Origin of the sequence: Gelidibacter salicanalis (genome assembly GCF_007997285.1) — a bacterium.
GTDB classification, from domain to species: Bacteria; Bacteroidota; Bacteroidia; order Flavobacteriales; family Flavobacteriaceae; genus Gelidibacter; species Gelidibacter salicanalis.
Map to the genome: position 1 here is coordinate 270,167 of NZ_VORX01000003.1, position 25,754 is coordinate 295,920.

The window sequence follows — 25,754 nt, forward strand, 5'->3', positions numbered from 1 at the left end:
CTATGGGCGTTGCAATTACCGGAATGGGCATAATTTCTGCAATTGGTCATTCCGTTGCAGAGAGCAAGACGTCTCTATTGGCTTCAAAAAGTGGCATTGGTACACTCAAGCATATTCAAACCAAACACTCGGGTCTTATTAAAGTTGGTGAGATTTCGCTTTCTAATGCGGACTTAACAATACAATTACAACTCCCCGAAGACCACAATTATACCCGCACTGGCTTATTAGGACTTTTTGCGGCAAAAGCGGCGCTTAAAGATGCCAATATTAACGCTATTTCACAATACCGTACAGGGTTTATTTCAGCCACCACTGTAGGCGGAATGGACATGACGGAACTCTATTTGAAACAATTTGCAACTGATCCTGAGGCACAAAAATACATTCAAAGTCATCACGCGGGAGATTCCACTCAAAAAATAGCGGATGCGCTAAACATCATCGAATTTGTAACCACAATCAGTACCGCATGTTCGTCCGCCGCCAATGCGATTATGTTGGGTGCGCGATTGATTAAAGCAAGGAAATTGGACCGTGTGGTGGTAGGTGGCACGGATGCCTTATCTAAATTCACCATCAACGGATTTAAAACTTTAATGATCCAATCTGATGAGCTTTGTGCACCATTTGATGCAGACAGGAAAGGCTTAAACTTGGGTGAAGCCGCAGCATATTTGGTATTAGAATCTGATAAAGTAATTGTTAAAGAACAAAAAACTGTATTGGCCTATCTTTCTGGATATGGCAATGCTAACGATGCATTTCATCAAACCGCCTCCTCTGAAAATGGAGAAGGTGCATTTTTAGCCATGAAAAAAGCCCTAAAATTAGCAGATCTGAACCCTGAACACATCGATTATATCAACGCTCACGGCACAGCAACTCCAAATAATGATTTTTCTGAAAGCATCGCCCTGCAGCGGGTATTTGGAAACCATATTCCTGATTTCAGTTCTACCAAATCTTTTACCGGACATACCTTAGCAGCAGCTGGCGTTGTGGAAGCCGTTTTTTCAATCATCGCCTTACGAGAACAAACTATTTTTCCTAATCTCAATTTTAAGACGGCAATGCCTGAAACCGGATTACAACCCGTAACTTCAGTAGTTAAAAAAGAGGTACAGCACATCCTGTCCAATTCGTTTGGATTTGGTGGCAACTGCTCCACGCTTATTTTTTCAAAGTCATGAAAAACGTTTATCTCCATAGCGCCGTCAGTATTTCAGCTCAAAACACTTTTGATAGTGATGGGTTTTTGGAAGATATCATAAGCGTTTCTGGAAGTACAGTCCCAGCAAAATACCCAAATTATAGAGACTATATCTCGTCTTCTGCCTCTCGACGTATGGCCACCGGCGTCAAAATGGGTGTTTCAGCGGCCACTAAAGCACTTCAGAGGGCACAATTAGGACAACCCGATGCTATCATCACCGGAACGGGTATGGGCTGTATTGAGGACACCGAAAAATTTTTAAATACCATAATTGATAATAACGAAGAATTTTTAACACCAACCTCCTTTATTCAGTCTACACACAACACGGTTGGTGCTCAAATTGCCCTGGGATTGAAATGTAAAGCCTATAACAACACCTATGTCCATGCCGCAGTATCTTTTGAATCGGCGTTGATGGATGCACAATTAGTATTACAACAAGAGGAAGCCCGACATGTTTTAGTGGGTGGCGTTGACGAATTGGGCAGTGAAATCATTACGCATATGAGACATATGGAAGACGCTAATGCTAATGGCATTCAGGTGCCGTTTGGAGAAGGTGCGTCGTTTTTTGTGGTTTCTTCTGAAGCGAAATCAAATGCTATTCAATTAGTAGATATGGCCGTGTGCAGTACTGTTTCGGAAAACACCATACAACAGAAGTTAAATGATTTTCTAATCAAAAATGAAATTCAAGCTTCTGCGATTGATGTATTGATTTCCGGTAGAAATGGTGATGCTTTTGATTCCTATTACAACAATGTCTCAACAGAATTAGAAAACGCTACTGAACTTCATTACAAACATTTGATTGGCGAATTTTATACAGCTTCATCATTTGGGCTGTGGACTGCGTATGAAATTCTAAATCGTCAGGACATTCCAAAAGATTTGATTTATAAGGGGGAAGAGAAATCGGAAATCAAATACATATTACTCTACAACCAATTTAAAGGCCGCGACCATAGTTTTATCTTATTAAAACGATGAAAAACTTCAAAATCACCAGCTTCGTTACCATAAGTCTGTTTTTGCTTTTGGTCATTCTCGATACCACGGTCGGGATTGCATTGTGGTGGTATATACTGTTATTAATCCTTTGGTTTACGATAATGGCCTTAGGGAGTTTTAATATGAGTTGGGGCTTTTATTTGAAGGCGTTCACTTCAAATCCGAAAGTTACCCAAAAAAATATCGCCATTACTTTTGATGATGGCCCAAATCCGGAATATACTCTTAAAGTATTGGATATCCTGAATCAGTATAATGCCAAAGCCACCTTTTTCTGTATCGGTGAACACATTGAAAGGTATCCAGAAATTTTCAAAGCCATCGTTGCTCAAGGCCACGCTATTGGCAATCATTCATTTTCTCATGAATTGATGATCGATTTTAATTCGACAGAAAATTGGCTCGACGAAATCAAACAAACCGATAATGCCATTCACAAACTAACCAATAGGAAAACGACACTCTTCCGTCCGCCATTTGGTGTTACTACACCCAAGCTGGCACAAGCATTAGCAGTTACTGAACAACAGGTGATTGGCTGGAGCATTCGGTCTTTCGATACGGTCATAAAAAATCCTGAACGCATCGTTAAACGGATTACTAAGCAGCTCAAACCAGGCGCTGTTATTTTGCTGCACGATAAACAACCTAACGTCTTGCCAGTTTTGGAACATTTATTGCAAGTTCTCCAAAAACAAGATTATCAAACGGTCACTATAAATGAACTTCTCAATGAACACTAAACAGTATATATTCACTTTAGCGGTAACCTTTTTGTTTGCGATCAGTGCGATGTCACAAACAAAACTGTCAGCATCTGAACAAAAAGAATTTAAAGCAAAAGTTCAAAATACGGCGAAAAACACCCAAACCATTGTCAGCGATTTTACGCAAACCAAGCATTTAAGTGTCATGGACAATGCCATTGCATCTGAAGGAAAATTGGTGTTTAAAGCGCCAAACCTAGTTAAATGGGAATATGTGAAACCGTATCAAAATAGTGCTATCTTTAAGGATGATCAACTCCTAGTAAACAATGAAGGTAAAAAAGACCAAATTGATTTGAGCTCCAACAAAATCTTCAAAAGCTTGAACACACTCATTGTCAACAGTATTAAAGGCGATATGTTTGACGAGACGCAGTTTGATTTGGCCTATTTTAAAATTAACGAAGGGTATTTGGTGAAATTCATTCCGAAAGACAAACGTATGAAAAAATTTATGGCATCTTTTGAACTCAAATTTTCTAAGTCGAATGGAGAAGTTCAAGAAGTAAAATTGATTGAACCAAATGACGATTACACGTTGATTACTTTCGCTAACCGAAAAATCAATACATCAGTATCTGAGAATGCTTTTATAAATTAAAAATTTAACGTGACGATTTAAAAACGCTATGCTTTTACAACAATTCTATACTATCGTTGCGTCTGAAATAACTAAAGCACAATCCTTTGAAACAACGGTAAAAATTCAAAAAGAACATCCCATTTTTGAAGGCCATTTTCCTAATTTCCCTGTAACTCCTGGCGTTACAATGCTTCAAATCATCAAAGAACTCACTGAAGATCATCTGCAGCAGTCCTTATTTATAGAATCCGCATCCAATGTCAAATTTTTAACCATGGTTGACCCTAATATCAATGCAAACTTGAAATTTAATATTGTAATTCAGGAAGATGGAAACTATGTGAAGATAAAAAATAGCACTTCTTTTAACGACGGAACGCCAGTTTTGAAATGTAATGTTACCTTTGTGAAACGTTAACTACGCTCCTGTTCAATGACGCTTTCAGAAACCCAATCTAAACTAAATTTGTATCGCTGTTGTGTGGTCTTACCCACCTATAACAATGAGAAAACTTTGGAGAGGGTAATTACTGGCGTTTTAGAGTTTACTCAGGACATTATTATCATTAATGACGGCTCCAACGATAGCACCGCCGCCATTTTGCAAAAGTTTCCCGAGATCGTTCAAATCCATCTTCCTCAAAACATAGGAAAAGGCAACGCACTAAAAACCGGGTTCAATAAAGCGGTTCAATTAGGTTTTGAATTTGCCATTACTTTGGATACGGATGGTCAGCATTTTCCTTCAGACATTCCCAATTTCATTGAAGCACTTGAGGATTCTGAAAATAAAAACCTACTGATGATCGGCGACCGCAATATGAATACTGCGGATGTTTTGGCTACCAGTGCAAAAGGTAATCGCGTGTCAACCTTTTGGATGAAAGCGGTTACAGGCTTGAAACTTCAGGATTCACAATCCGGATTTCGGTTGTATCCCATAAAAGAAATGGCCTCCATAACATTTATGGATTCCACCAAAAAATTCGAATTTGAAATTGAGGCTATTGTTAAATCCTATTGGGCGGGGATTGACATTGTTCACGTGCCTATCAACATATTGTATGACCTTAATGAGCGTGTTTCCCACTTTAGACCTTTCAACGATATTGCCCGAATGGTGGTGCTTTACACTTGGTTCTTGCTCGTAAGAGTGTTCTACATTATTCCCCGAAACCTGATTAGGAAACTAAAAAAAAAAGGCCTTAAACGATTCTTTTTGGAAGACTTTTTAAGGAATCAGGATTCGCCAAAAAAGAAAGCATTATCGATTGCCTTAGGCGTCTTTTTAGGATTATCACCACTTTGGGGCTTTCATACCGTCATTGTTATCTTCTTGGCAATTTTACTCCGACTTAATAAAGTAATTGCGTTTGCATTCTCAAATATTAGCTTTCCACCATTTATTCCGCTTGTACTTTTATTGAGTTTGCAAGTAGGGAATTGGGTGTTAGGCATCGAATCCCACTACACATTGGAAGGTATTCGAGAAAATTTTGATTTGATGCAGCATTTTGAAGCCTACCTTGTGGGTAGTATTGTACTGTCCACAACCTCTGCCCTCATTTTTGGTGTGCTAGGCTATTTATTTTTCTCAATCATTGATCGCAAAAATGTACTGACCCATGGCTAAGTGGTTTTATAAACTATACAACACCTTTCAAAGTCATAAATCTGCCTTTGTGATTACGCTATGCGTTTTTTTTGGGATACTTGTTTGGATGACTTCCACGCTGAAATTTGATGAAGACATCTCAAAGTTAATTCCTACTACTTCGGAAAATGAGCAACTGCAAAAAGTTTTAAACACAGTTCAGTTTGCAGATAAAATTATCGTCAATATTAAACGGGAAGACCATGGTTCTTCCGAAGATTTAACCGATTATGCAACCCAATTTTTAGATTCACTGTCTAAACGCTCAAGTGATTACGTTAAAGACGTTCAGGGCAACATAGAAGACGAAACCATTTTTGAATCCCTAGATTTTGTTTACAGTAACGCGCCGCTCTTTTTAAAGGAAGCTGATTACCAATTACTTTTAAACAAATTACATCCAGATTCTATTGCGAAAATCATCGAGAATAATTACAAAACATTGATTTCCCCTTCTGGGATTATCGCCAAGAAAACGATTGTCAAAGATCCGTTAGGAATTTCATTGATGGGCATCAAACATTTGCAACACCTCGGGATTTCCGATGAGTTCACGCTTAAAGATGGATTTCTGGTCAGCAAAGATGAACAACACCTCTTGTTATTTATCACCCCAAAATATCCGAGCAGTAATACTAACGAAAACAGTGTTTTTTCAGAGCAACTTTACCAACTTCAAGAAGAATTAAATAGCGACTATTCCGGCAAGGTTAAAAGCTCCTATTTTGGTGGGACACTCATTGCGGTGGCCAACGCAAAACAAATTAAAAGCGATATTCAACTGACGGTTTCCATTGCTATGGTCTTGCTCATGGCAGTCTTTATTGTTTTTTATAGAAAACTGACCATCCCCATCATTTTGTTTGTGCCAACAATTTTTGGTGGTTTATTGGCTATTGCCACATTATCCGTAATTCGAACGGAAATTTCTGCCATTTCCTTGGGAATTGGTGCCGTGCTTTTGGGTGTCACGCTCGATTATTCGCTGCACATCCTCACGCATATTCGAAATAACGAAACCGTTAAGGAGCTCTATGACGGCGTTTCAAAACCGATTTTAATGAGCAGCTTAACCACTGCTTTGGCGTTTTTATGTTTGCTGTTTGTCGATTCGCAAGCACTTCAAGATTTAGGGATTTTTGCAGCGATCAGTGTGATAGGCGCTTCTATTTTTGCACTCATCTTTATTCCGCAAGCTTATAAGGGCAGTTCAAAAGCCGATGTAAAGTCCACAATCTTGGACCGCATGGCGGCGTATGATTTCCATAAAAATAAATTAGTCATCGGCGGGATTGCAGCGCTCCTACTATTAAGCGTCTTTACCTATCATCGGGTGGAATTTAACAAGGATATTTCCAACCTAAACTTTCAACCGGAAAAGATCAAATCTGCGGAAGCGGCATTGGACAAACTCATCAACATCTCATCAAAATTCTTATATGTCGTAACGTTTGGCACCGATGAACAACACGTATTAGAAACGAATGATGGTGTTTTTGCAACGCTTCAAGGACTGGAGCAACAACAAAAGCTGATCAGTTACAATTCAGTGGGTGCGTTGGTAGCATCAGATAAAACCCAGCAGGAACACATTGCAACTTGGAATCACTTTTGGACGCCAGAAATCAAGGAGCAATCCAAAGCGGAACTGATTACAAACGGTACAACATTCGGATTTAAACCAACAACTTTTCAAGAGTTTTACGAACTTTTAGATCATGACTTTCAGCCGCTCAGCATCGAAGCATACAAAACCATGAATGTGATTCCCATTGACGATTTCATCGCACGAGATGGAGATTTTATGACCATTTCTTCAGTCGTAAATGTTGAAAACAGCAATATTCAATACGTCAAAGACGCATTTAAAAATTCGGATAACACCCTGGTAATCGATCGTCAAGCCATCAATGAAACCTTGTTAGGGCATCTCAACAACGATTTTAATAAGCTTTTAGGCTACTGTTTAATTGCGGTAATGCTATTATTATTACTTTTTTACAGGAATCTGAAATTAACGCTGGTTACGGTCATTCCCATCATCATCACTTGGGTGGTCACTATCGGGATTATGGGCGTATTCCATTTGGAATTCAATATTTTTAACATCATTATTTCCACCTTTATCTTTGGATTAGGTGTCGATTACAGTATTTTTATGACCAACGGTATGAGATCAGGAGTGGCATCAATGACCACGCATAAAACCTCTATCATTTTATCCGTTTTGACTACAATTTTGGGCGTTGGCGTCTTAATTTTTGCGAAACATCCTGCCTTACATTCGTTGGCAAGCATCTCTATTATTGGTATATTGTCGGCCATGTTCATTACGTTTACGATTCAGCCGTTGCTATATAAATTTCTTATTTTAAAACCGAAAAATGGGAACGATTAAAACCACACCAATTACCAGAGTAAAATCCATCACCAAAGAAGATTTTATCGAGCACTATTTTAAGCCTCAAAAGCCTGTCTTAATTGAAGACATGACTAAAGAATGGCCTGCTTATGAAAAATGGAATCTGGACTATATTCAAAGTTTAGCGGGAGATCAAATAGTACCATTATACAACAATGAGCCCACCAAAGGACGCCAAAACTCAGTGGCTCCTGCTAAAAAAATGAAGTTGGTAGATTATATTGAAATCCTAAAAACGCAGCCTACGGATTTGCGCATGTTTTTCTTTAATGTGCTTCAGAAAATGCCGGTGTTGTTGAACGATTTCAGCTATCCTGACATTGGTTTAAAGTTTTTTAAAAAATTACCGGTGATGTTCTTTGGCGGCAAGGGTTCAAAGGTCTTAGCTCATTATGATATGGATTTGGCCGATTTGGTGCATTTTCATTTCCATGGACATAAGCAAGTCACGCTTTTTGCGCCAGACCAAGCCAAGCATCTCTATAAAGTACCTTTTACCGTTCACAATCTGGAAACGATAGATATGGACCATCCTGATTTTGAAAAATACCCGGCGCTGAAATTGGCAGAAGGTATTTCGGTAGACATGAAACACGGTGATGCCCTATACATGCCAAGCGGTTATTGGCATTATATTACTTATTTAGATGGCGGATTTTCCATTACCCTCCGCGCTTTTCCTAGAAAAATAGGCCGATTGGCTGAACTCTTCAAAAACATCGTTTTTATGCGAACTTTTGAAAACGTAATGCGCCGCACCGTCGGTCAAGGTTGGGTAGATTATAAAGAAGAACAGATGGTCAAACGCATGAACAAAAATTATAAGAAAAAATATTCAGATGCCTAAGCATCCCTTCATACAATTTCTTTTCTGCGGCTTGGTGGCGCTGTCTTTCACGTCTTGCGGCATTCGGAAATCGCTCAACCATCTTCCCGATGTGAGCAGCTACAACGCCTCTATTCCTGAGCGCAGTAAAATCAATGATTCAACATTTGTTGTTGGCAACAGTTTTCTGACCAAAAACGCCCAAGGACTTTGGGAGCTTTATGTGGAAGGTGATGCGCTGGAACGTGGACTCATCTCCGGTCGTTTATCAGAAGAAATTATTTATAAGCAAGAAGGTGTTTTTTTAGATAAAATAGAAAGTATGGTGCCTTCTGAAGGGCAGCAGAAATTTTTAAAAAAGTTTTTGTCTTGGTACAATCGCAAAATGTACCAGCATGTACCGGAAGAATTTAAAGCGGAGATTTATGGTATTTCAAGATATATGTCTGCCGATTTTGATGCCATTGCCACCCCGTATCTAAGGGCTTTATACCTGCACGGCGCCCACGATATTGGCCATGCGTTGCAAGATTTAGCCTTGGTAGGTTGCACCTCATTTGCGGCTTGGGATGAAAAAACGGAAGACGGACAGTTGTTAATAGGTAGAAACTTCGATTTTTATGCTGGTGATAAGTTTGCTGAAGACAAAGTAGTGTCGTTTATCAATCCTGACCACGGTTATAAATTCATGTCCATTTCTTGGAGCGGCTTTATTGGCGTGGTTTCGGGGATGAATGAAAAAGGATTGACTGTAACCTTAAATGCCGGGAAATCTAAAATCCCGTTGGTTGCTAAAACACCTATTTCCATAGTGACACGTGAAATTTTACAATATGCTTCTACCATTGACGAAGCTATTGCTATTGCCAAAAAGCGTGAGGTGTTTGTTTCTGAAGCTATAATGGTGGGCAGCGCTATTGACCAAAAAGCGGTGTTGATTGAAGTGTCGCCAAAAAACTTTGGGGTTTACGAGGTGGAAAATTCTGATGAATTAATTTGTTCTAACCATTTTCAAAGTGATGCCTATAAAAACGATCGTCGCAATAAAAAAACCATTCAAAATAGCCATTCCCAATACCGCTACGACAGAATGCAACAATTATTGAAGGAAGAGGATAAAATGACTCCTGAAAAAGCCGTTTCAGTATTACGAAATAAAGAGGGTCTAGATGATAAAGCTATCGGATTTGGTAATGAAAAAGCGTTAAATCAGTTGTTGGCTCACCACGGGATTGTATTTAAACCTGAAGAACTTAAAGTTTGGGTGTCCGCAAATCCGTACCAATTGGGCGAGTTTGTAGCTTATGATTTGAATACTGTTTTTGAAAATAGAAACGGTAATCCTTCCACTGTAACAGTGTCCAATCCAATATTAAATTTCCCTAAAGATCCATTTTTGGAAACGGAAGCCTATAAAAATTACGAAGCGTATCGCATTTTAGAACGAAAGGTTGAACATAGCCTGAATGAAAAAGAAACAATCGATGATAGCGAGCTTCAAAAGTTGTCAGAATTAAATCCAAATTATTGGAAAGCCTATTATCTTGTAGGGCTATATAATTATCAGCATAGAGATTTTGCAAACGCACTGAAACATTTTGAAACCGCTGCCACTAAGGAAATCACTACGATTCCGGACGCTGAGCAAGTATCAAAATACATTAAAAAATTAAAACGAAAACTTAAATGATTCCTGAAATAGAAACCAAATCTGCCGCTGAAATAAAAGCCTTTCAGGAAAATCAACTGCAGCTCATGTTGGCGTATCTGTCAAAAAATTCCCCTTTTTACAAGCGGCATTTTGAAACACATCAACTTTACATTTCAGAGATTCAAACCCTTGAGGATTTAACAAAGATTCCCGTCACCACAAAAGACGATTTGCAACAGTTTAATGACGATTTTATCTGCGTTCCAAAATCTAAAATCATTGACTATGTTACCACTTCAGGGACTTTAGGTGATCCGGTAACCTACGTTTTGACCGATGCTGATTTAGAACGATTGGCTTACAATGAAGCCATTTCATTTGCGTGTGCGGGTGTAAGTTCAGACGATACATTACAATTAATGACGACAATGGACCGTCGTTTTATGGCGGGTTTGGCTTACTTTTTAGGCGTCCGTAAATTGGGCGCTGGAATTATAAGAGTGGGCGCCGGAATTCCTGAATTGCAATGGGATTCTATCCTAAAATTTCAACCCACTTATCTCATCGTCGTCCCATCGTTTTTATTGAAAATGATTGAATATGCACAGCAGCACAATATCGATTTGAATGCATCCGGAATTAAAGGCGCCATTTGTATAGGAGAAGCCATCCGAAATGAAGATTTCACTTTGAATACATTGGGTAAGAAGATCACCGAGCATTGGAACATCCCGTTGTTTTCTACGTATGCTTCTACTGAAATGAGTACTGCCTTTACGGAATGTAGCTCACAACAAGGTGGGCATTTACACCCGGAACTCATCATTGCCGAACTTTTAGATGAGCATAACAATCCTGTAAAAGAAGGAGAAACAGGTGAATTGACCATCACCACTTTGGGCGTTGAAGCGATGCCGCTTTTGCGTTTCAAAACTGGCGATATGATGACAGCGCATCATGAATCTTGTGTGTGTGGCCGAAACACGCTACGCCTCGGACCAATTGCAGGTCGAAAAAAGCAAATGATTAAGTATAAAGGCACCACATTATATCCGCCTGCCATGCAAAATGTACTGAATAATTTTAATGAGTTGGAGTGTTTTGTTATTGAAATCAGTCACAATGCCATTGGTACGGATGAAATTTTAATTAAAATCGCTTCACATACACCATCTGAACAACTCTTAGGTCAAATTAAGGACCATTTCAGAGCCAAACTACGGGTAACTCCAAAATTGGAGTGGTGCGACAAAAAAGAGATTGACGCGCTACGCTTCCCAAAATTGAGCCGAAAACCAATCCTAGTTATCGACAAACGAAAATAATACCGTAATTTTAAAGGTATGAAGATCCATAAAAACAACATCCTAAACAGAACCACCAAAAAGCCCATCCTTTGGGACGCTTTTTATAAGGCCACTGAAACTCAAAAACCCATGGTCATTTTTTGCCATGGCTACAAAGGATTCAAAGATTGGGGTGCTTGGGATTTGGTCGCAAAAGCCTTTGCTGAAGCGGATTTATTTTTTGTGAAATTTAACTTTTCGCACAATGGCGGCACTATGGAACAACCTATTGATTTTCCAGACTTGGAAGCCTTTGCAGAGAACAACTATTCCAAAGAATTGGACGATTTAGAGGATCTGATCACTTTTTTAAGGTCAACGTCCAATCCATTTCAAGCCGAGATAAATCCTAACAATTTAGTACTTATCGGGCACTCGCGTGGTGGCGGCATCGTCACCCTTAAAGCATCTGAGGATGACCGGATCACTAAAGTTATATCTTGGGCAGGGGTAAGTGATTTTGGACAACGCACCGCTACTTCCGGCGAATTGGAACAATGGAAAAAAGAAGGCGTAAAATATGTGCTAAACGGCAGAACGAAGCAACAGATGCCTCATAATTACCAATTTTATGAAGACTTTAAAGCGAATGAAAGACGATTGCATATTGAAAAGGCGGTCAAAAAAATAAAAATTCCACACCTTATCATTCACGCAAAAGACGACCCGTCAGTAGCCTTTACTGAAGCTGAAGCGTTGCATTCTTGGAATAATAAAAGCCTACTTTTACCCATTGACAACAGCGATCATGTTTTTGGGGCTTCCCATCCTTGGCAATTTAACCATCCGCCAGCGCCACTAAAAGAGGTGATCCAGAAAAGTCTCGCCTTCATTACTTCGTAAACTTCCCTAAAATAATGCAGTCAACATTATTCTTAAATGGATACGTCAATGCATCAAACAATTTATAATATGCAGACTTTTTCAAATCTTTAGTATTTTTGACACGTTTTTACAATATTAACACGCTATTCTATGATCAATAAGGCTTTCAAATTTTCAGTCAACAAGATGTTGATGCTGGTAACAATTGTAACGGTTACGGCTTGCGCAACCTACAAACCACAATCGAATATCACATCAAAATCAGACGCCTCTAAAAAACCTATCCATACGTTTTTTGTTGCTGGCGGATTGGGCACTGAAGCGGTTGATGCAAATCCGGAACTTCAAAAATTGTTAAAATCTTATTTGGACAAGGCTGAAAAAGAAAGCACTTTATTATATACCGGCGATTATATTCCGAAGGGAGCCGACAAAAGCACCCGTGAAACTTACATTAAAGCTCAAATAGATATTGCCAAAGATTTTAAAGGGCACACGGTGTTTACACCAGGCCATCACGAATGGAGTAGCAATGATACCAAAGAAATTGAATGGGTTGAAGATTATTTAAAAGATAATAAAATCAAAAACTTTGAAGTGCAACCCAACAATGTTTGTCCACTTGAATATGTTGAGGTCAATGAAACGTTAAATATTTTATATGTAGATTCTAATTGGTTTTCCATAAATTGGGACAAGGTCAATGGCATCAATGAAAAATGTACTGACATCAATACCAAAAGACGCTTTAATGAAGAATTTGAAGGCTATATCAAAGATTCAAGAGGTAAAAATTTGTTGATTGTGATGCACCACCCATTATTCAGTAATGGCAAATACGCAGGCAACCGCACCTTTGGAGAAAGCATGGCACTTCCTATTCTTGGCCCAATCGTCAATGAAATTCAGGATTTAGGTGGATTTTCTAAACAACAAGCCAACTCGCTACGTTACAATTATTTACGCACTGTTGTAAGTTCTCTAGCTCAAGACAATGATCGTGTGACCATTGTTTCCGGTCATGAAGAAAGCTTACAATATTTAGCGAGCGATAATATTCGTCAGGTCATCAGTGGTTCTTTAGGGTCACGTACCGGGACTAAATTATCTCCAGGTACCATCGCCAATGTTGGGGGTTCTTTAGATTTCGAAGGAAAATTTAGCTACGGTGAGAAAGGATTTGCCATCATCAACTATTATGAAGATGGATCCTCTGACGTTAAATTCATTACAGAAGCAGATTCATTTGCATTTGATATGAACGGTAAATTCCCAGAAAAAGAAGCAGAATACCCTATTCCGTCATTCGCAAAAAGCACTAAAACCTTACCAATTACGACTGATTCCCAAAAATTGGATAAATCTGGTTTTTACAAATTTATATGGGGAGACCGTTACCGTAGTTATTTTGGAAAACCTGTATCTGCAGATATCGCCATATTGGACACCTTGTATACCGGTTTAAAAGTGACTCAAAAAGGTGGTGGACACCAATCATTCTCAGCGAGACTTGAAGATTCTGAAGGCCGAGAATATGCCATGAGAGGTCTTGAAAAAGATGCATTAAAATTCTTGCGTTTTAAAGTGCCAGGTGTGGCTTACGTAGCAGAAGATTTTAGAGGAAGCTTTCCAGAAACAGCTGTTTATGACTTTTTCACAACAAGCCATCCTTATATACAATTGGTGGTTAGTCCGCTAGCAAAAGCAGCAGGTATAAATCATGCAGACACACAGTTATTTTATGTACCGAAACAACCTGGATTTAAGTTTTTAGGTGATGATTATGGTGATCAACTTTACTTTATTGAAGAGCGTTCAAACCCTGAAGAGAGCGATTTTAAGGGGTATTCCCGTGACACACCAAGAAAAGATGGGAAAATTGTTAATAATGAAAGTACTACAGACGTCTTAGAAAAATTAAATGAAGACGAAAAATATAGCATTGATCAACGTGCCTACATTCGCGCACGTTTGTTTGACATGCTCATTGGCGATTGGGACCGTCATCATGACCAATGGCGTTGGTTAGAATACGAAATTAGCGATGATGATGTCCGTTTTATTCCAATTCCAAGAGATCGTGATGCGGCATTCTCAAAATTTGATGGTATTGCCATTCCTATCATAAAAATGCTATTGCCAGACGTTCGCTTTTGGCAATCCTACGATACAGATATAAAAAATGTCAAATGGTTTAATGCGGAAGGCAACAACCTAGATATGGCATTTTTAAATAAATATGATGCCTCAGTTTGGGTGGAAGAAGCTAAAAGCATCCAAGCGAGTATGAGTGATGAAGCTATTGATAAAGCGTTTACAAGATTACCTGTAGAAGTTCAGGACGACACTTCAGAAGACATTAAAAACAAATTAAAGGGACGTTTAAAGAACCTTGATGACATTGCTAAGCGTTATGGCGACAGAATGCAGCAAGTAGTTGTAATTCACGGAACCCATAAAGACGATAAGATTGAAATAACCAGACTTCCACAAGGAAAAACTAAAGTAGTTTTAAAGCGTTTAAAATCGGATGCACCAAACCCAATCTTTTATGAGCGTACCTTTGATAGGGAGGCTACTAAAGAGCTTTGGATTTATGGTTTAAATGACGATGATAAATTTGAAGTGTCCGGTGAAGGAGACCGCGAAATCATGATCCGCTTAGTAGGTGGTTACGGTGATGACGTTTTTGATGTGAGCAATCGTAAGAAGTTAAAAGTGTACGATTGGAAAGATGAAAAAGCAGAATTTACGAATAAAACACCTGCAAAACAATTTACACCGCTCTACGAAACCAACACCTTTATCTACCGAGAATTCATTGAAAATTCCAACGTCTTTTTTCCAAATTTAGGCTTTCAAACAGACGATGGTTTATTTATTGGTGCAAAAGACACCTATACCAATCATGGCTTTAACGGGGAAGATTTTAGATACAAACATTTCTTATCTGCCAATTATTTTTTCAACTATGGTGCTGTAGAATTAGAGTATGAGGGTACATTTGCGAACATCTTTCCCAATTGGAATTTTGAAGCCCAAGGCTATTATACCAGTGCAAAATTTGCCAAAAACTTTTTTGGTTATGGCAATGACACAAAATATGATGAAGATGCTGTTGACAAGGACTTTAACAGAGCACGTGTAGAACAACTGGAATTGAGAACTGGGATTGCTTATAGAAGCATCCATTTTCACGCCCTATTTGAAAACTTCAAAGTAGAGAACAATTTAGACAGATTATTCAATACCAATTCTTTTGGTCAAAAAGCCGTATTTGACAACCAGAACTACATTGGTGCTGAAGCTGATATATTGTATGAAAATGCTGATGCGCTCGATTTTCCAACCCGCGTACTTTATTTTAATGCCGTGCTTGGCTACAAGAAAAACTTAAAATTGGACGATAACCAATTTGGGTATGCTACCTTTAAGCTAGGTTTTGACAAGAAATTAATTTCTTCCGGAGATTTGGTAGTAGGTTCAAAAGCTGAGATCAGCACTAATTTTGGAGAAGACTTTTTGTTTTACCACGGACAATCAATCGGTGGAGACAACGGCCTTAGAGGCTATAGAAACGAACGTTTTACTGGAAAATCATCATTTTATCACAGTACAGATTTAAAATTGCGTTTAAAGGAATACGTGACCGCCATCACCCCAATAACCATCGGAATTTTTGGTGGTTTTGATTATGGTCGTGTTTGGATGCCAAATCAAGATTCAGACACCTGGCATAACTCCGTTGGTGGCGGATTTTGGATTGGTAGTTTAAATGCCTTTTCCGTTAATGCGGGGTATTTTGTATCTGAAGAAGATGCCATCTTACAAGTTGGCCTAGGCTTCGGTTTTTAATTAATCCGCTCAAATATACGTTGCTATGAGTTTTGAAATCATCCTTGTGTTTATCATTCTAGGAGTTACCATTCTACTCTTTGCAACAGAAGCTTTGCCCATTGATAAGATTGCATTTCTTATCATTGTGGCATTAGTTTTATCCGGATTAACCTCTCCAGAAGAGGCTATTAGTGGATTTTCCAGCCCTGCCACCATCACCATTTTAATGCTGATGATCTTAGCTATTGGCCTTGAGGACAATGGAGTTATAGATTTGTTGACCCAATCTATCAAACGTTTAAAAATATTACCTGTTATACTTATGGTACCGATATTCATGTTGATATCGGCATCTATTTCAGCCTTTATAAGTACCACGGCGGTAGTGGTAATCTTCATAAAAATAATTGGACAACTTTCAGAAAAGTATAATTTTTCCGCACCAAAATTACTGATGCCCATTTCTTTTGCAGGTATTCTAGGTGGCAGTTGTACGCTGATGGGCACCTCCACTAATATTTTGGTGAACTCAGTCGCAAAAAAACTCGGTGCCGAACAATTTTCGTTTTTCGAATTTAGTGTGTATGGTCTTATTCTGTTAGCTGTAGGGATTGTTTTTATGACCATTGCTAGCAGATGGCTACCAAAATCTAATAATGATGAACTTATTGACACCTACATTGATAACACCTTCCTATTTACTTTAACGGTAAGAACAGAATCAAAATTAGTAGGAACTGCACTTTCTGATGCTAAATTTTATAAGAATCCTGATATTCGTGTTTTAAAATTGATTCGGAATGACATCATCAATGACAATCCAGGGCCTAACACAACGCTAAGACCTCATGACAAATTAGTGGTGTTAAGTGACGTTAAGGCCTATGCCTCCATCTCTAAAAATGAGTTTACCCTGACCGCTGAAAATGAATTGTACTCCCCTGAAGAAACCGATTCTAAGGAAGAAAAGAAAAATCCGTTTAGTTATATTGAATTATTAATCCTCCCCGGGTCAGAATTTATCGATAAATCCTTTTCTGAAATTAAAAACATGCTCTTCAATGTGGCGCGACCGTTGGGCATACAAAATAGACGGCAGTTTCAAAATGGTATGCGTTTAAATTTCCCGAAGTTTATTAAAAATACCAATTTACAAGCGGGAGATAAACTGCTTTTAAAGGCGAGACAGGACGAAATACAACATTTATATTCTTTAGACAATGCGCTCGTTTTAAGACACCACGAAGAAGATTATAACATCAATCCGTACAAACGTGCCATTAGTTTATTTGCATTGCTTATGGTAGTCGGTTTAGCAGCAAGTGGCGTCTTAACCATTCTGACCAGTACCTTAACCGGCGTGGCCTTATTGTTGATAACTGATTGCATCAACCTCTCCAAGATTTATAAAAAAGTCAACTGGCAAATTATTTTTCTTTTGGCTGGGATGATTCCGTTGGGCATCGCCATGAATAATTCCGGCTCAGATATCTGGATTTCAGAAGTCTTGTTAAATCTGCTCACCGGTCAAAATAACATCATCATTTTGGGTGTGCTGTTTGGAATTACCATGATTTTGAGTGGATTTATTTCCAACAATGCAACCGCAGTAATTGTCACCCCAATTGCCATTACCCTCGCCGCAGGCTTAGATTTGCCCGCCAAACCCTTTATTCTCGCGGTGATGTTTGCCGCCAACTTTAGTTTTTTCACGCCCATGGGCTATCAAACCAACACGCTGATTTACGGAACTGGCGCTTATAAATTCAAACATTTTTTAATCATTGGAGGCTTACTTTCTTTAGTATTATTAGTGGTGGGCACACTCCTGTTGTCTACCATGCTCAAAACAGCTTAGAATTCCACTTTAGGTTTAAAATAGACTATGATTTCAATAGGTCAGACCCTATTATGTTGCGATATTCTAAACCTTAGACATCGTAATTTCTTTATTTGGTAAAAATGCCGCTTATCCAAATTTGTTAACCTAAGCTTTAGTAATTTTAAAGGTTCAAATACTTAGTTCACCATGACCACACAGCCAAAATTAACCCGTTTCAATCAAAGTGTTTTATCAAAATACCAAATTTACAATGGTATTTTCATGACCTTGCCTTTTGATGCCGTAACCAAAACCGGTGTCTTATTGCCACTGTTTCATGAAACTTGCCAAAAAGGCTTTAAAGCTGGCGAAGATCCAACCACAATTGTCAACTCGTTTTTCAAAAAATATCAGGCACGCCGTACCCCGGAAAGCCAAATCAACCTCTTGTTTCGCTTTATTCAATATATTGAAAGGCAAGTGGTTTTATTTGATGCCATTGAAGATGCCGCATTCTCAAAAGTCAATAATATGGACGGTATCGGCACTTTAAGAAGTTTAAAGGAAAGTGCCACTGCTGAAAACAAAATGGAACTGCTCCAAAAATATTTGGAGGAATTTAAGGTGCGCATCGTGCTAACCGCACATCCTACCCAGTTTTATCCAGGTTCTGTGTTAGGAATTATTACAGATTTGACCGAGGCTATCAAGGAAAATGATTTACTACGTATCAATGATCTGTTGGCACAGTTAGGAAAAACTCCATTTTTTAAACATAGCAAGCCAACACCTTATGATGAAGCGGTAAGTCTGATCTGGTATTTAGAAAACGTATTTTATAAATCGTTTGGAGATATTTTTGATTACATCCAACAGAACATCTTTGACGGGCAACAAATTGACAACAACATTATCAATATTGGCTTTTGGCCAGGTGGCGACCGTGATGGAAACCCTTTTGTAACGCCGGAAATCACCTTGAAAGTTGCGGAACGTTTAAAGGAAACCATCATAAAAAATTACTACCGCGATGTTAGACGATTGAAACGAAAACTGACCTTTTCCGGGATCGAAGAGCGCATGTCCTACCTTGAAAAGGAGCTGTATGAACTGATGATTGGCAATCCGTCCGAATTGACCTTAAAAAGTTTTAAAGCGGAATTGAACGCCATTAAGGAGGTCATTATTAAAGACCACCAATCCTTATATCATACAGAAATCAACAGCTTGCTGAACCGAATCCATCTTTTTGGATTTCATTTTTCAACCTTAGACATCCGTCAGGACAGTCGTGCACACGAAAAAGTATTTACTGATTTAGTTGAGACCCTATTAGCCGGTGGAAGCTCTATTTTTCCTAAGAATTACTTCGATCTTTCAGCTAAAGAACAAGTTGACGTGCTATCTAAAGTAAAAGGCAAAATTGATTTATCATCCATTCCTGATGAAGAAACCCTTAAAACTTTAGAGACTATTGCTGCGATAAAAACCATTCAAGAAAATAATGGCGAACAGGCTTCCAATAGATACATCATCAGCAATAACCAAAGCACATTGCACGTGATGCAATTGTTTGCCATGTTAAAATTAGTGGCCTTCCAAGATAAATTAACCGTAGATATTGGGCCGCTTTTCGAAACCATTACAGATTTAGAGAATGCGCACTTGGTGATGGAGGAATTGTATACCAATCCTGCCTACAGCGCCCATTTAAAATCGAGAGGCAACAAGCAAACCATTATGCTCGGCTTTAGTGACGGCACCAAAGACGGTGGCTATTTAATGGCCAATTGGGCAATTTATAAAGCCAAGGAACGCTTAACTGAGGTGTCCCGAAAATATGATGTGACTGCAATTTTCTTTGATGGTCGTGGGGGACCTCCTGCTCGTGGCGGTGGAAAGACTCATAATTTTTATGCCTCTTTAGGACCAACTATTGAAGATAAAGAAGTGCAACTGACCATTCAAGGACAAACCATCAGTTCTAATTTTGGAACACTTGATTCTTCTCAATACAACTTGGAACAGTTGATCAGTTCTGGTATACACAATAGTTTAAGTGATACAGATTTGCGCATGAAGCCTGAAAACAGAGAGGTGATGGGTAATTTGGCGACCTTGAGTTATAAAGCGTACGCCGATTTTAAAGCACATCCAAAGTTCATTCCGTATTTAGAGAATATGAGCACCCTAAAATACTACGCCAAAACCAATATTGGAAGCCGACCTTCAAAACGTGGAAAAGCTGAAGGCTTGGTGTTTGAAGATTTAAGAGCCATTCCATTTGTAGGATCATGGAGCCAACTTAAGCAAAACGTACCGGGATTTTTTGGTGTGGGCACGGCTTTAAAACATTACGAAGACTCAGGAGAGTTTGAAAAAGTACAACACCTGTTTAAAACGTCAAACTTCTTTAAAACGCTGATAGAAAACAGTATGATGTCGCTTTCAAAATCCTTTTTTGATTTGACAAAATACATGGCTGAGGATGCAGAATATGGCCCATTTTGGAACATTATTCACGATGAATACGTTATTACCAAACGTTTGATTCTTAAGTTAACAGGCTATACAGAGTTGATGCAGGAAGAACCCGCCGGAAAAGCGTCCATTAGTGTGCGCGAATCCATTGTTTTACCGCTTTTAACCATCCAACAATTTGCCTTGAAAAAAATTCAGGAGTTGGAAAAGGAATCGCCTAAAAACGAAGCTCAAATCGCGGTCTATGAAAAGATTGTAATGCGTTCTTTATTTGGAAATATCAACGCCAGTAGGAATTCGGCTTAATTTATTAAGAACCAAGACCGCTTCGCTGTTAGCATCAAGAACAAAGATTTACACGGCAGTATTTTAAGAATGTTCATTTAAGAAAAACCCTCAAAATTTTAACTGTTGAGGGTTTTTTCGTGTTTATAGACTTCCTGCGGTGATTCACCTCATTGGCGCAATTCGCCTCTAATACACAACATACGGACTACAATTAAAATTGAAGTATTGTCTCGAATATCCAAATTTCAATCACTTAAATTTATCAAAAATTAATATTGAATACATTAAATTTAACAAAAAATCCATTTACTCAAATTTAATGCATTAGGAATATAATAATTTCACCCCTACCAAATTCAGCATCTCACAATTTAATCCGCTCTCATTCACAATCTCGGAAAAATGAAGTCATCATTTTAATTCACAGCATTTTACACATATCTTAGAAAACTTATTAAGGTTAAAACCCATTAAATTTTCTAAAAATGTTAAAGCAACAAGGACTTTATTTACCAGAATTTGAACATGACAATTGCGGCGCCGGATTTATATGTAGTTTAAAAGGAAACACCTCCAATACCATCATCCATAAAGCGCTTGAAATTTTGGAAAAATTAGAGCATAGAGGCGCTGTAAGTTCTGACGGTAAAACTGGCGATGGTGCTGGTATTTTAATTGATATTCCTCACGACTTCTTCATAAAAAACTGCGATTTCAACTTGCCAAAATTTGGTGATTATGCAGTAAGCAACGTATTTCTTCCTAAAAAAGAAAACCAACGCAACTATTGCATCGAAAAATTCGAATATTACATAAAAGCACAAGGCCTTCATATTTTGGGATGGCGCGATGTGCCGGTAGACGCTAGTGTTTTAGGTAGTGTAGCGGCACTGACTGAACCTTTTGTAAAGCAGGTATTTATCGGAAAAATTGATCAAAATCAAGATGATTTCAATTTCAATCTCAAATTATTTATTGCTAGGAAGCAAGCAGAACATCATATAAACGCTTCCAAGCTCTCAGAAAGCGCACGTTTTTACCTGCCTAGTTTGTCCACCAAAATCATCATCTTTAAAGGCCTCCTGGTACCGGAAGATATTAAGCTGTATTATAAAGATCTTCAAGATCCATCCTTAGTGACCCGTTTGGCCTTGGTACACCAACGCTTTTCAACCAACACTTTCCCCACTTGGGACTTGGCGCAACCCTTCAGATACATGTGTCATAATGGTGAAATCAACACGTTGAGAGGCAATGTTAGCCGCACCTTATCTCGTCAAGAACTAATGGAAAGCGATTGGTTTGGGGATGAGATCAAAAGCATCTTCCCAATCATCCTTCCCGGCAAATCAGATTCCGCACAAATGGATATGGTGGTCGAATTGCTCTTGATGACCGGCCGATCATTACCTGAAGTGATGATGATGCTCGTTCCTGAAGCATGGGAAAAAAACACTGAGATGTCTGACGCTAAAAAAGCCTTCTACGAATACAATTCTTGTATCATGGAACCTTGGGATGGCCCAGCGTCCATTCCGTTTACGGATGGTAATTATATAGGTGCTGTACTAGACAGAAATGGTTTGCGTCCTTCGCGCTACACGGTTACCAAAGACGGATTTGTGGTGATGTCATCGGAAACTGGCGTGATCGACATCGAACCCAAAAATGTGGAACATCACGGCCGATTGGAACCTGGAAAAATGTTTTTGGTAGACATGAACCAAGGTCGCATCATCAAAGATGAGGAAGTTAAAGAGGCGATTGTATCTAAGCATCCTTACCAAGAATGGTTGCAGAAAAATTTGGTGCATTTGGCGGATATTCCAGCTAAAAAAGGCGACATCAATCATGTTGAAGATCCCCTATTAAAACGTCAAATTGTTTTTGGATATACTGAAGAAGATTTAAGCGTTATTATCAATCCGATGGCGCAACTGGGTAAAGAACCCATCGGCTCCATGGGTAACGATGCCCCTATTGCTATACTTTCTGATAAACCACAGCTACTCTACAATTATTTCAAACAATTATTCGCTCAAGTTACCAATCCGCCATTAGACGGCATTCGTGAAAAATTGATTACGGATATCAGTTTGACTTTGGGGAGCGACACCAATATTTTCAAAATTAACGAAGATCAATGTCGAAAATTGAAAATCCAAAATCCTGTAATTTCGAAGCATGATCTCGATAAAATTAAAAACTACACGCAAAATCCTGATTTTGTAGTCACCACCATTTCTATTCTATATGAAGTGGATAAAGGTTTGAATGAGTTGGAACGCGCCCTCCTAAATCTTGTCAAAACTGCCTCAGAGGCGATTGATGATGGTGGCAACATCATTATTCTATCGGATAGAGGCGTGAATGAAAAAATGGCTCCAATTCCTGCATTGATGGCTTGTTCTTATGTGAATCATGAATTGTATAAAATTGGTAAGCGTGCCAAAGTTAGTATTATCATGGAGTCAGCCGAACCACGTGAAGTGCACCATTTTGCATTATTATTTGGCTATGGTGCAAGTGCTATTAACCCTTATATTGTTAATGAAATTGTTCAAGAGCAAGTTGAAAATCAGGATATTGATGGCTTAGATTACATGACAGCGATCAAGAATTACAACAAAGCTATTGGCATGGGCATTCTTAAAGTGATGAACAAAATCGGAATTTCCACTCTTAATTCCTATCGTGGCTCGCAACTTTTTGAATGTGTAGGCCTTAATACCACAGTGGTCACTAATTATTTCCCAAATACGGTTACCCGGATTCAAGGTATCGGCTTACGGGAAATTGAGAAAGAAATTTCAAAGCGCCACCGTCAGGCATACCATCACAACGAAGTGGATGGAGACTTAGACTTAGAATTTGGAGGTAACTATAAATGGCGACGCAATGGCGAAAAACATGCTTTCAACCCCATAACCGTTGCCAAACTCCAAGAATCTGTTAGAACTAATAAGCCAGCGACGTTTAAGGAATATTCCGACCTAATCAATGAACAGACCAAGCAATTAATGACCATTAGAGGTTTGTTTGAGTTTACCAATTATGACCCCATTTCCTTATCAGAAGTTGAACCGTGGACAGAAATCGTTAAACGTTTTAAAACGGGTGCCATGTCTTACGGTTCCATTAGCAAGGAAGCGCACGAGAATTTAGCCATTGCAATGAACAGAATTGGCGGAAAAAGCAATTCTGGCGAAGGTGGCGAAGATGAAGAACGTTTTTATAAAGATGCTAACGGCGATTGGAAAAACTCCGCCATAAAGCAAGTGGCTTCTGGACGATTTGGGGTGACCTCAAATTATTTGACCAGTGCTTCGGAGATACAAATTAAAATGGCACAAGGTGCCAAACCGGGTGAAGGCGGCCAATTGCCAGGACCTAAAGTAAATCCTGATATTGCAAAAACTAGAAATTCGACCCCTTATGTGGGATTAATTTCACCACCGCCTCATCATGATATTTATTCTATAGAAGATTTATCACAACTGATTTACGACTTAAAATCGGCCAATCGCGAGGCACGAATCAATGTAAAATTGGTGTCTGAAGTCGGTATTGGTACGGTTGCCGCTGGAGTTGCGAAGGCCAAAGGCGATGTGATTCTAATTTCAGGACATGATGGCGGTACAGGTGCATCGCCATTAACCTCTTTAAAACATGCCGGATTACCGTGGGAGTTAGGACTCGCCGAAGCCCAACAAACTTTAGTGATGAATAATTTGAGAAACCGTGTAGTTTTGGAGTGTGACGGTCAAATGAAAACGGGACGTGATGTTGCTATTGCCTGTTTGTTAGGCGCTGAGGAATTCGGTTTTGCAACAGCACCTTTAGTGGCTTCTGGCTGTGTAATGATGCGGGTTTGCCATCTAAACACTTGTCCGGTTGGTATCGCAACTCAAAACCCTGAACTCCGCAAAAAATTTCAAGGCAAACCGGAACATGTGGTCAATTTTATGTATTTCGTAGCGCAGGAATTACGTGAAATCATGGCTGAGCTTGGATTCAGGACCATCAATGAAATGGTTGGTCAGGTTCAAAAACTCAACCGTAACAATACCATTAACCATTATAAATCTTTAGGCTTGGATTTATCGCCTATCCTACATCAAGTTATTACGCCTGAAGGCACCAAACTCTACAACACTGAAAAACAAGATCACCAGCTGGAAAAAGCTTTGGATTTTAAGATTATAAGTCAAGCGCATCCTGCCTTATTCCGTAAAGAAAAAACGGTCATCGAATCGAAAATAAATAATAGAGATCGTGCTTTTGGAGCTATTTTGAGTAATGAGATTTCTAAGATTTATGGCGCACAAGGGCTTCCAGAGAACACTTTAAAAATCAATTTTACGGGATCTGCAGGACAAAGTTTTGGCGCTTTCGCTACTAAAGGATTAACACTTGTTGTAAACGGAAATACAAATGATTATTTAGGAAAAGGGCTTTCTGGTGCTAAAATAAGTATCAAAGTTCCTGAGGAATCCACCATTGTTCCTGAAGACAATATAATTATTGGTAATGTGGCCTTATATGGCGCTACCAGTGGCGAAGTGTATATAAATGGAAAAGCAGGCGAACGATTTTGTGTCAGAAACTCTGGTGCACACGCCGTTGTAGAAGGCATTGGCGACCATGGTTGTGAATACATGACAGGTGGACGAGCCGTCATTTTAGGCGACGTCGGACGGAATTTTGGTGCCGGTATGAGTGGTGGCATCGTTTATGTGTATGACCCCAACAACACCTTCGATAAAAAATGCAATAAGGAAGGCTTGAATTTAGAGCCTGTCGCTTCCGCAGAAGATGGAGCCGAATTAAAAAACCTAGTCGAAAATCATTACAACGCCACATTGAGTCCTTTGGCACAACGACTCTTAGAAAATTGGCAGAAAGAATTGCCAAAGTTCATCAAAGTAATGCCCGAAGAATATAGGCAAGCACTCATTAGATTGGAAGAAGAGAATAAAGTAGTTGTTTAATTGAAAAAGATTTCCGTTTGCGCGGAACACA

Annotated in this window: 15 protein-coding genes; all 15 read left to right on the forward strand. The window is 39.0% G+C overall.

Annotated features, from left to right (window positions below; translation table 11 throughout):
* Positions 1 to 2: 2 nt before the first annotated feature.
* The 15 genes from ES711_RS07485 (at position 3) to gltB (ending at position 25,723) form a co-directional block, all read left to right on the forward strand.
* On the forward strand, positions 3 to 1,193 hold the full coding sequence (locus ES711_RS07485; RefSeq protein ID WP_146892174.1) for a beta-ketoacyl-[acyl-carrier-protein] synthase family protein: 1,191 nt from the start codon (positions 3 to 5) through the stop codon (positions 1,191 to 1,193).
* Positions 1,190 to 2,209 carry a beta-ketoacyl synthase chain length factor gene (locus ES711_RS07490; RefSeq protein WP_146892176.1) on the forward strand — a complete coding sequence of 340 codons (1,020 nt, stop codon included), beginning with the start codon at positions 1,190 to 1,192 and terminating at the stop codon, positions 2,207 to 2,209. Before ES711_RS07485 ends, ES711_RS07490 begins: the two co-directional genes overlap by 4 nt.
* Positions 2,206 to 2,973, forward strand: coding sequence for a polysaccharide deacetylase family protein (locus tag ES711_RS07495; RefSeq protein WP_146892179.1), 768 nt, complete (start codon positions 2,206 to 2,208; stop codon positions 2,971 to 2,973). Before ES711_RS07490 ends, ES711_RS07495 begins: the two co-directional genes overlap by 4 nt.
* Positions 2,963 to 3,598 carry a LolA family protein gene (locus ES711_RS07500; RefSeq protein WP_146892182.1) on the forward strand — a complete coding sequence of 212 codons (636 nt, stop codon included), beginning with the start codon at positions 2,963 to 2,965 and terminating at the stop codon, positions 3,596 to 3,598. Before ES711_RS07495 ends, ES711_RS07500 begins: the two co-directional genes overlap by 11 nt.
* A gap of 28 nt (positions 3,599 to 3,626) precedes the next feature.
* Entirely contained in the window at positions 3,627 to 3,998 is a 372-nt protein-coding gene (locus tag ES711_RS07505; RefSeq protein ID WP_146892184.1) for a 3-hydroxyacyl-ACP dehydratase, read from the forward strand.
* A 15-nt stretch (positions 3,999 to 4,013) separates the two neighbouring features.
* The gene (locus ES711_RS07510) at positions 4,014 to 5,213 is read left to right on the forward strand and encodes a DUF2062 domain-containing protein (protein WP_146892187.1); all 1,200 of its coding nucleotides are present in this window, start codon (positions 4,014 to 4,016) and stop codon (positions 5,211 to 5,213) included.
* Complete coding sequence (locus tag ES711_RS07515) at positions 5,206 to 7,632, forward strand: MMPL family transporter (protein ID WP_146892190.1); 2,427 nt, start codon at positions 5,206 to 5,208, stop codon at positions 7,630 to 7,632. The genes ES711_RS07510 and ES711_RS07515 overlap by 8 nt, the downstream gene beginning before the upstream one ends.
* The gene (locus ES711_RS07520; RefSeq protein ID WP_146892193.1) at positions 7,619 to 8,503 is read left to right on the forward strand and encodes a cupin-like domain-containing protein; all 885 of its coding nucleotides are present in this window, start codon (positions 7,619 to 7,621) and stop codon (positions 8,501 to 8,503) included. The genes ES711_RS07515 and ES711_RS07520 overlap by 14 nt, the downstream gene beginning before the upstream one ends.
* Positions 8,496 to 10,172 carry a C45 family peptidase gene (locus ES711_RS07525; RefSeq protein WP_146892196.1) on the forward strand — a complete coding sequence of 559 codons (1,677 nt, stop codon included), beginning with the start codon at positions 8,496 to 8,498 and terminating at the stop codon, positions 10,170 to 10,172. The genes ES711_RS07520 and ES711_RS07525 overlap by 8 nt, the downstream gene beginning before the upstream one ends.
* Positions 10,169 to 11,458 (forward strand): phenylacetate--CoA ligase family protein, encoded by a 1,290-nt coding sequence (locus ES711_RS07530; RefSeq protein WP_146892199.1) that lies wholly within the window; start codon positions 10,169 to 10,171, stop codon positions 11,456 to 11,458. The genes ES711_RS07525 and ES711_RS07530 overlap by 4 nt, the downstream gene beginning before the upstream one ends.
* Before the next feature lie 18 nt (positions 11,459 to 11,476).
* Positions 11,477 to 12,322 (forward strand): alpha/beta hydrolase family protein, encoded by an 846-nt coding sequence (locus ES711_RS07535; protein ID WP_146892201.1) that lies wholly within the window; start codon positions 11,477 to 11,479, stop codon positions 12,320 to 12,322.
* A 132-nt stretch (positions 12,323 to 12,454) separates the two neighbouring features.
* On the forward strand, positions 12,455 to 16,159 hold the full coding sequence (locus ES711_RS07540) for a ShlB/FhaC/HecB family hemolysin secretion/activation protein (protein ID WP_146892204.1): 3,705 nt from the start codon (positions 12,455 to 12,457) through the stop codon (positions 16,157 to 16,159).
* A gap of 25 nt (positions 16,160 to 16,184) precedes the next feature.
* Positions 16,185 to 17,999 carry an SLC13 family permease gene (locus ES711_RS07545; RefSeq protein WP_146892207.1) on the forward strand — a complete coding sequence of 605 codons (1,815 nt, stop codon included), beginning with the start codon at positions 16,185 to 16,187 and terminating at the stop codon, positions 17,997 to 17,999.
* A gap of 171 nt (positions 18,000 to 18,170) precedes the next feature.
* Positions 18,171 to 20,750, forward strand: a complete 2,580-nt coding sequence (locus ES711_RS07550; RefSeq protein WP_146892210.1) for a phosphoenolpyruvate carboxylase — start codon at positions 18,171 to 18,173, stop codon at positions 20,748 to 20,750.
* Positions 20,751 to 21,217: 467 nt separating this feature from the next.
* Entirely contained in the window at positions 21,218 to 25,723 is a 4,506-nt protein-coding gene (gene gltB, locus ES711_RS07555; RefSeq protein ID WP_146892213.1) for a glutamate synthase large subunit, read from the forward strand.
* Positions 25,724 to 25,754 lie beyond the last annotated feature (31 nt).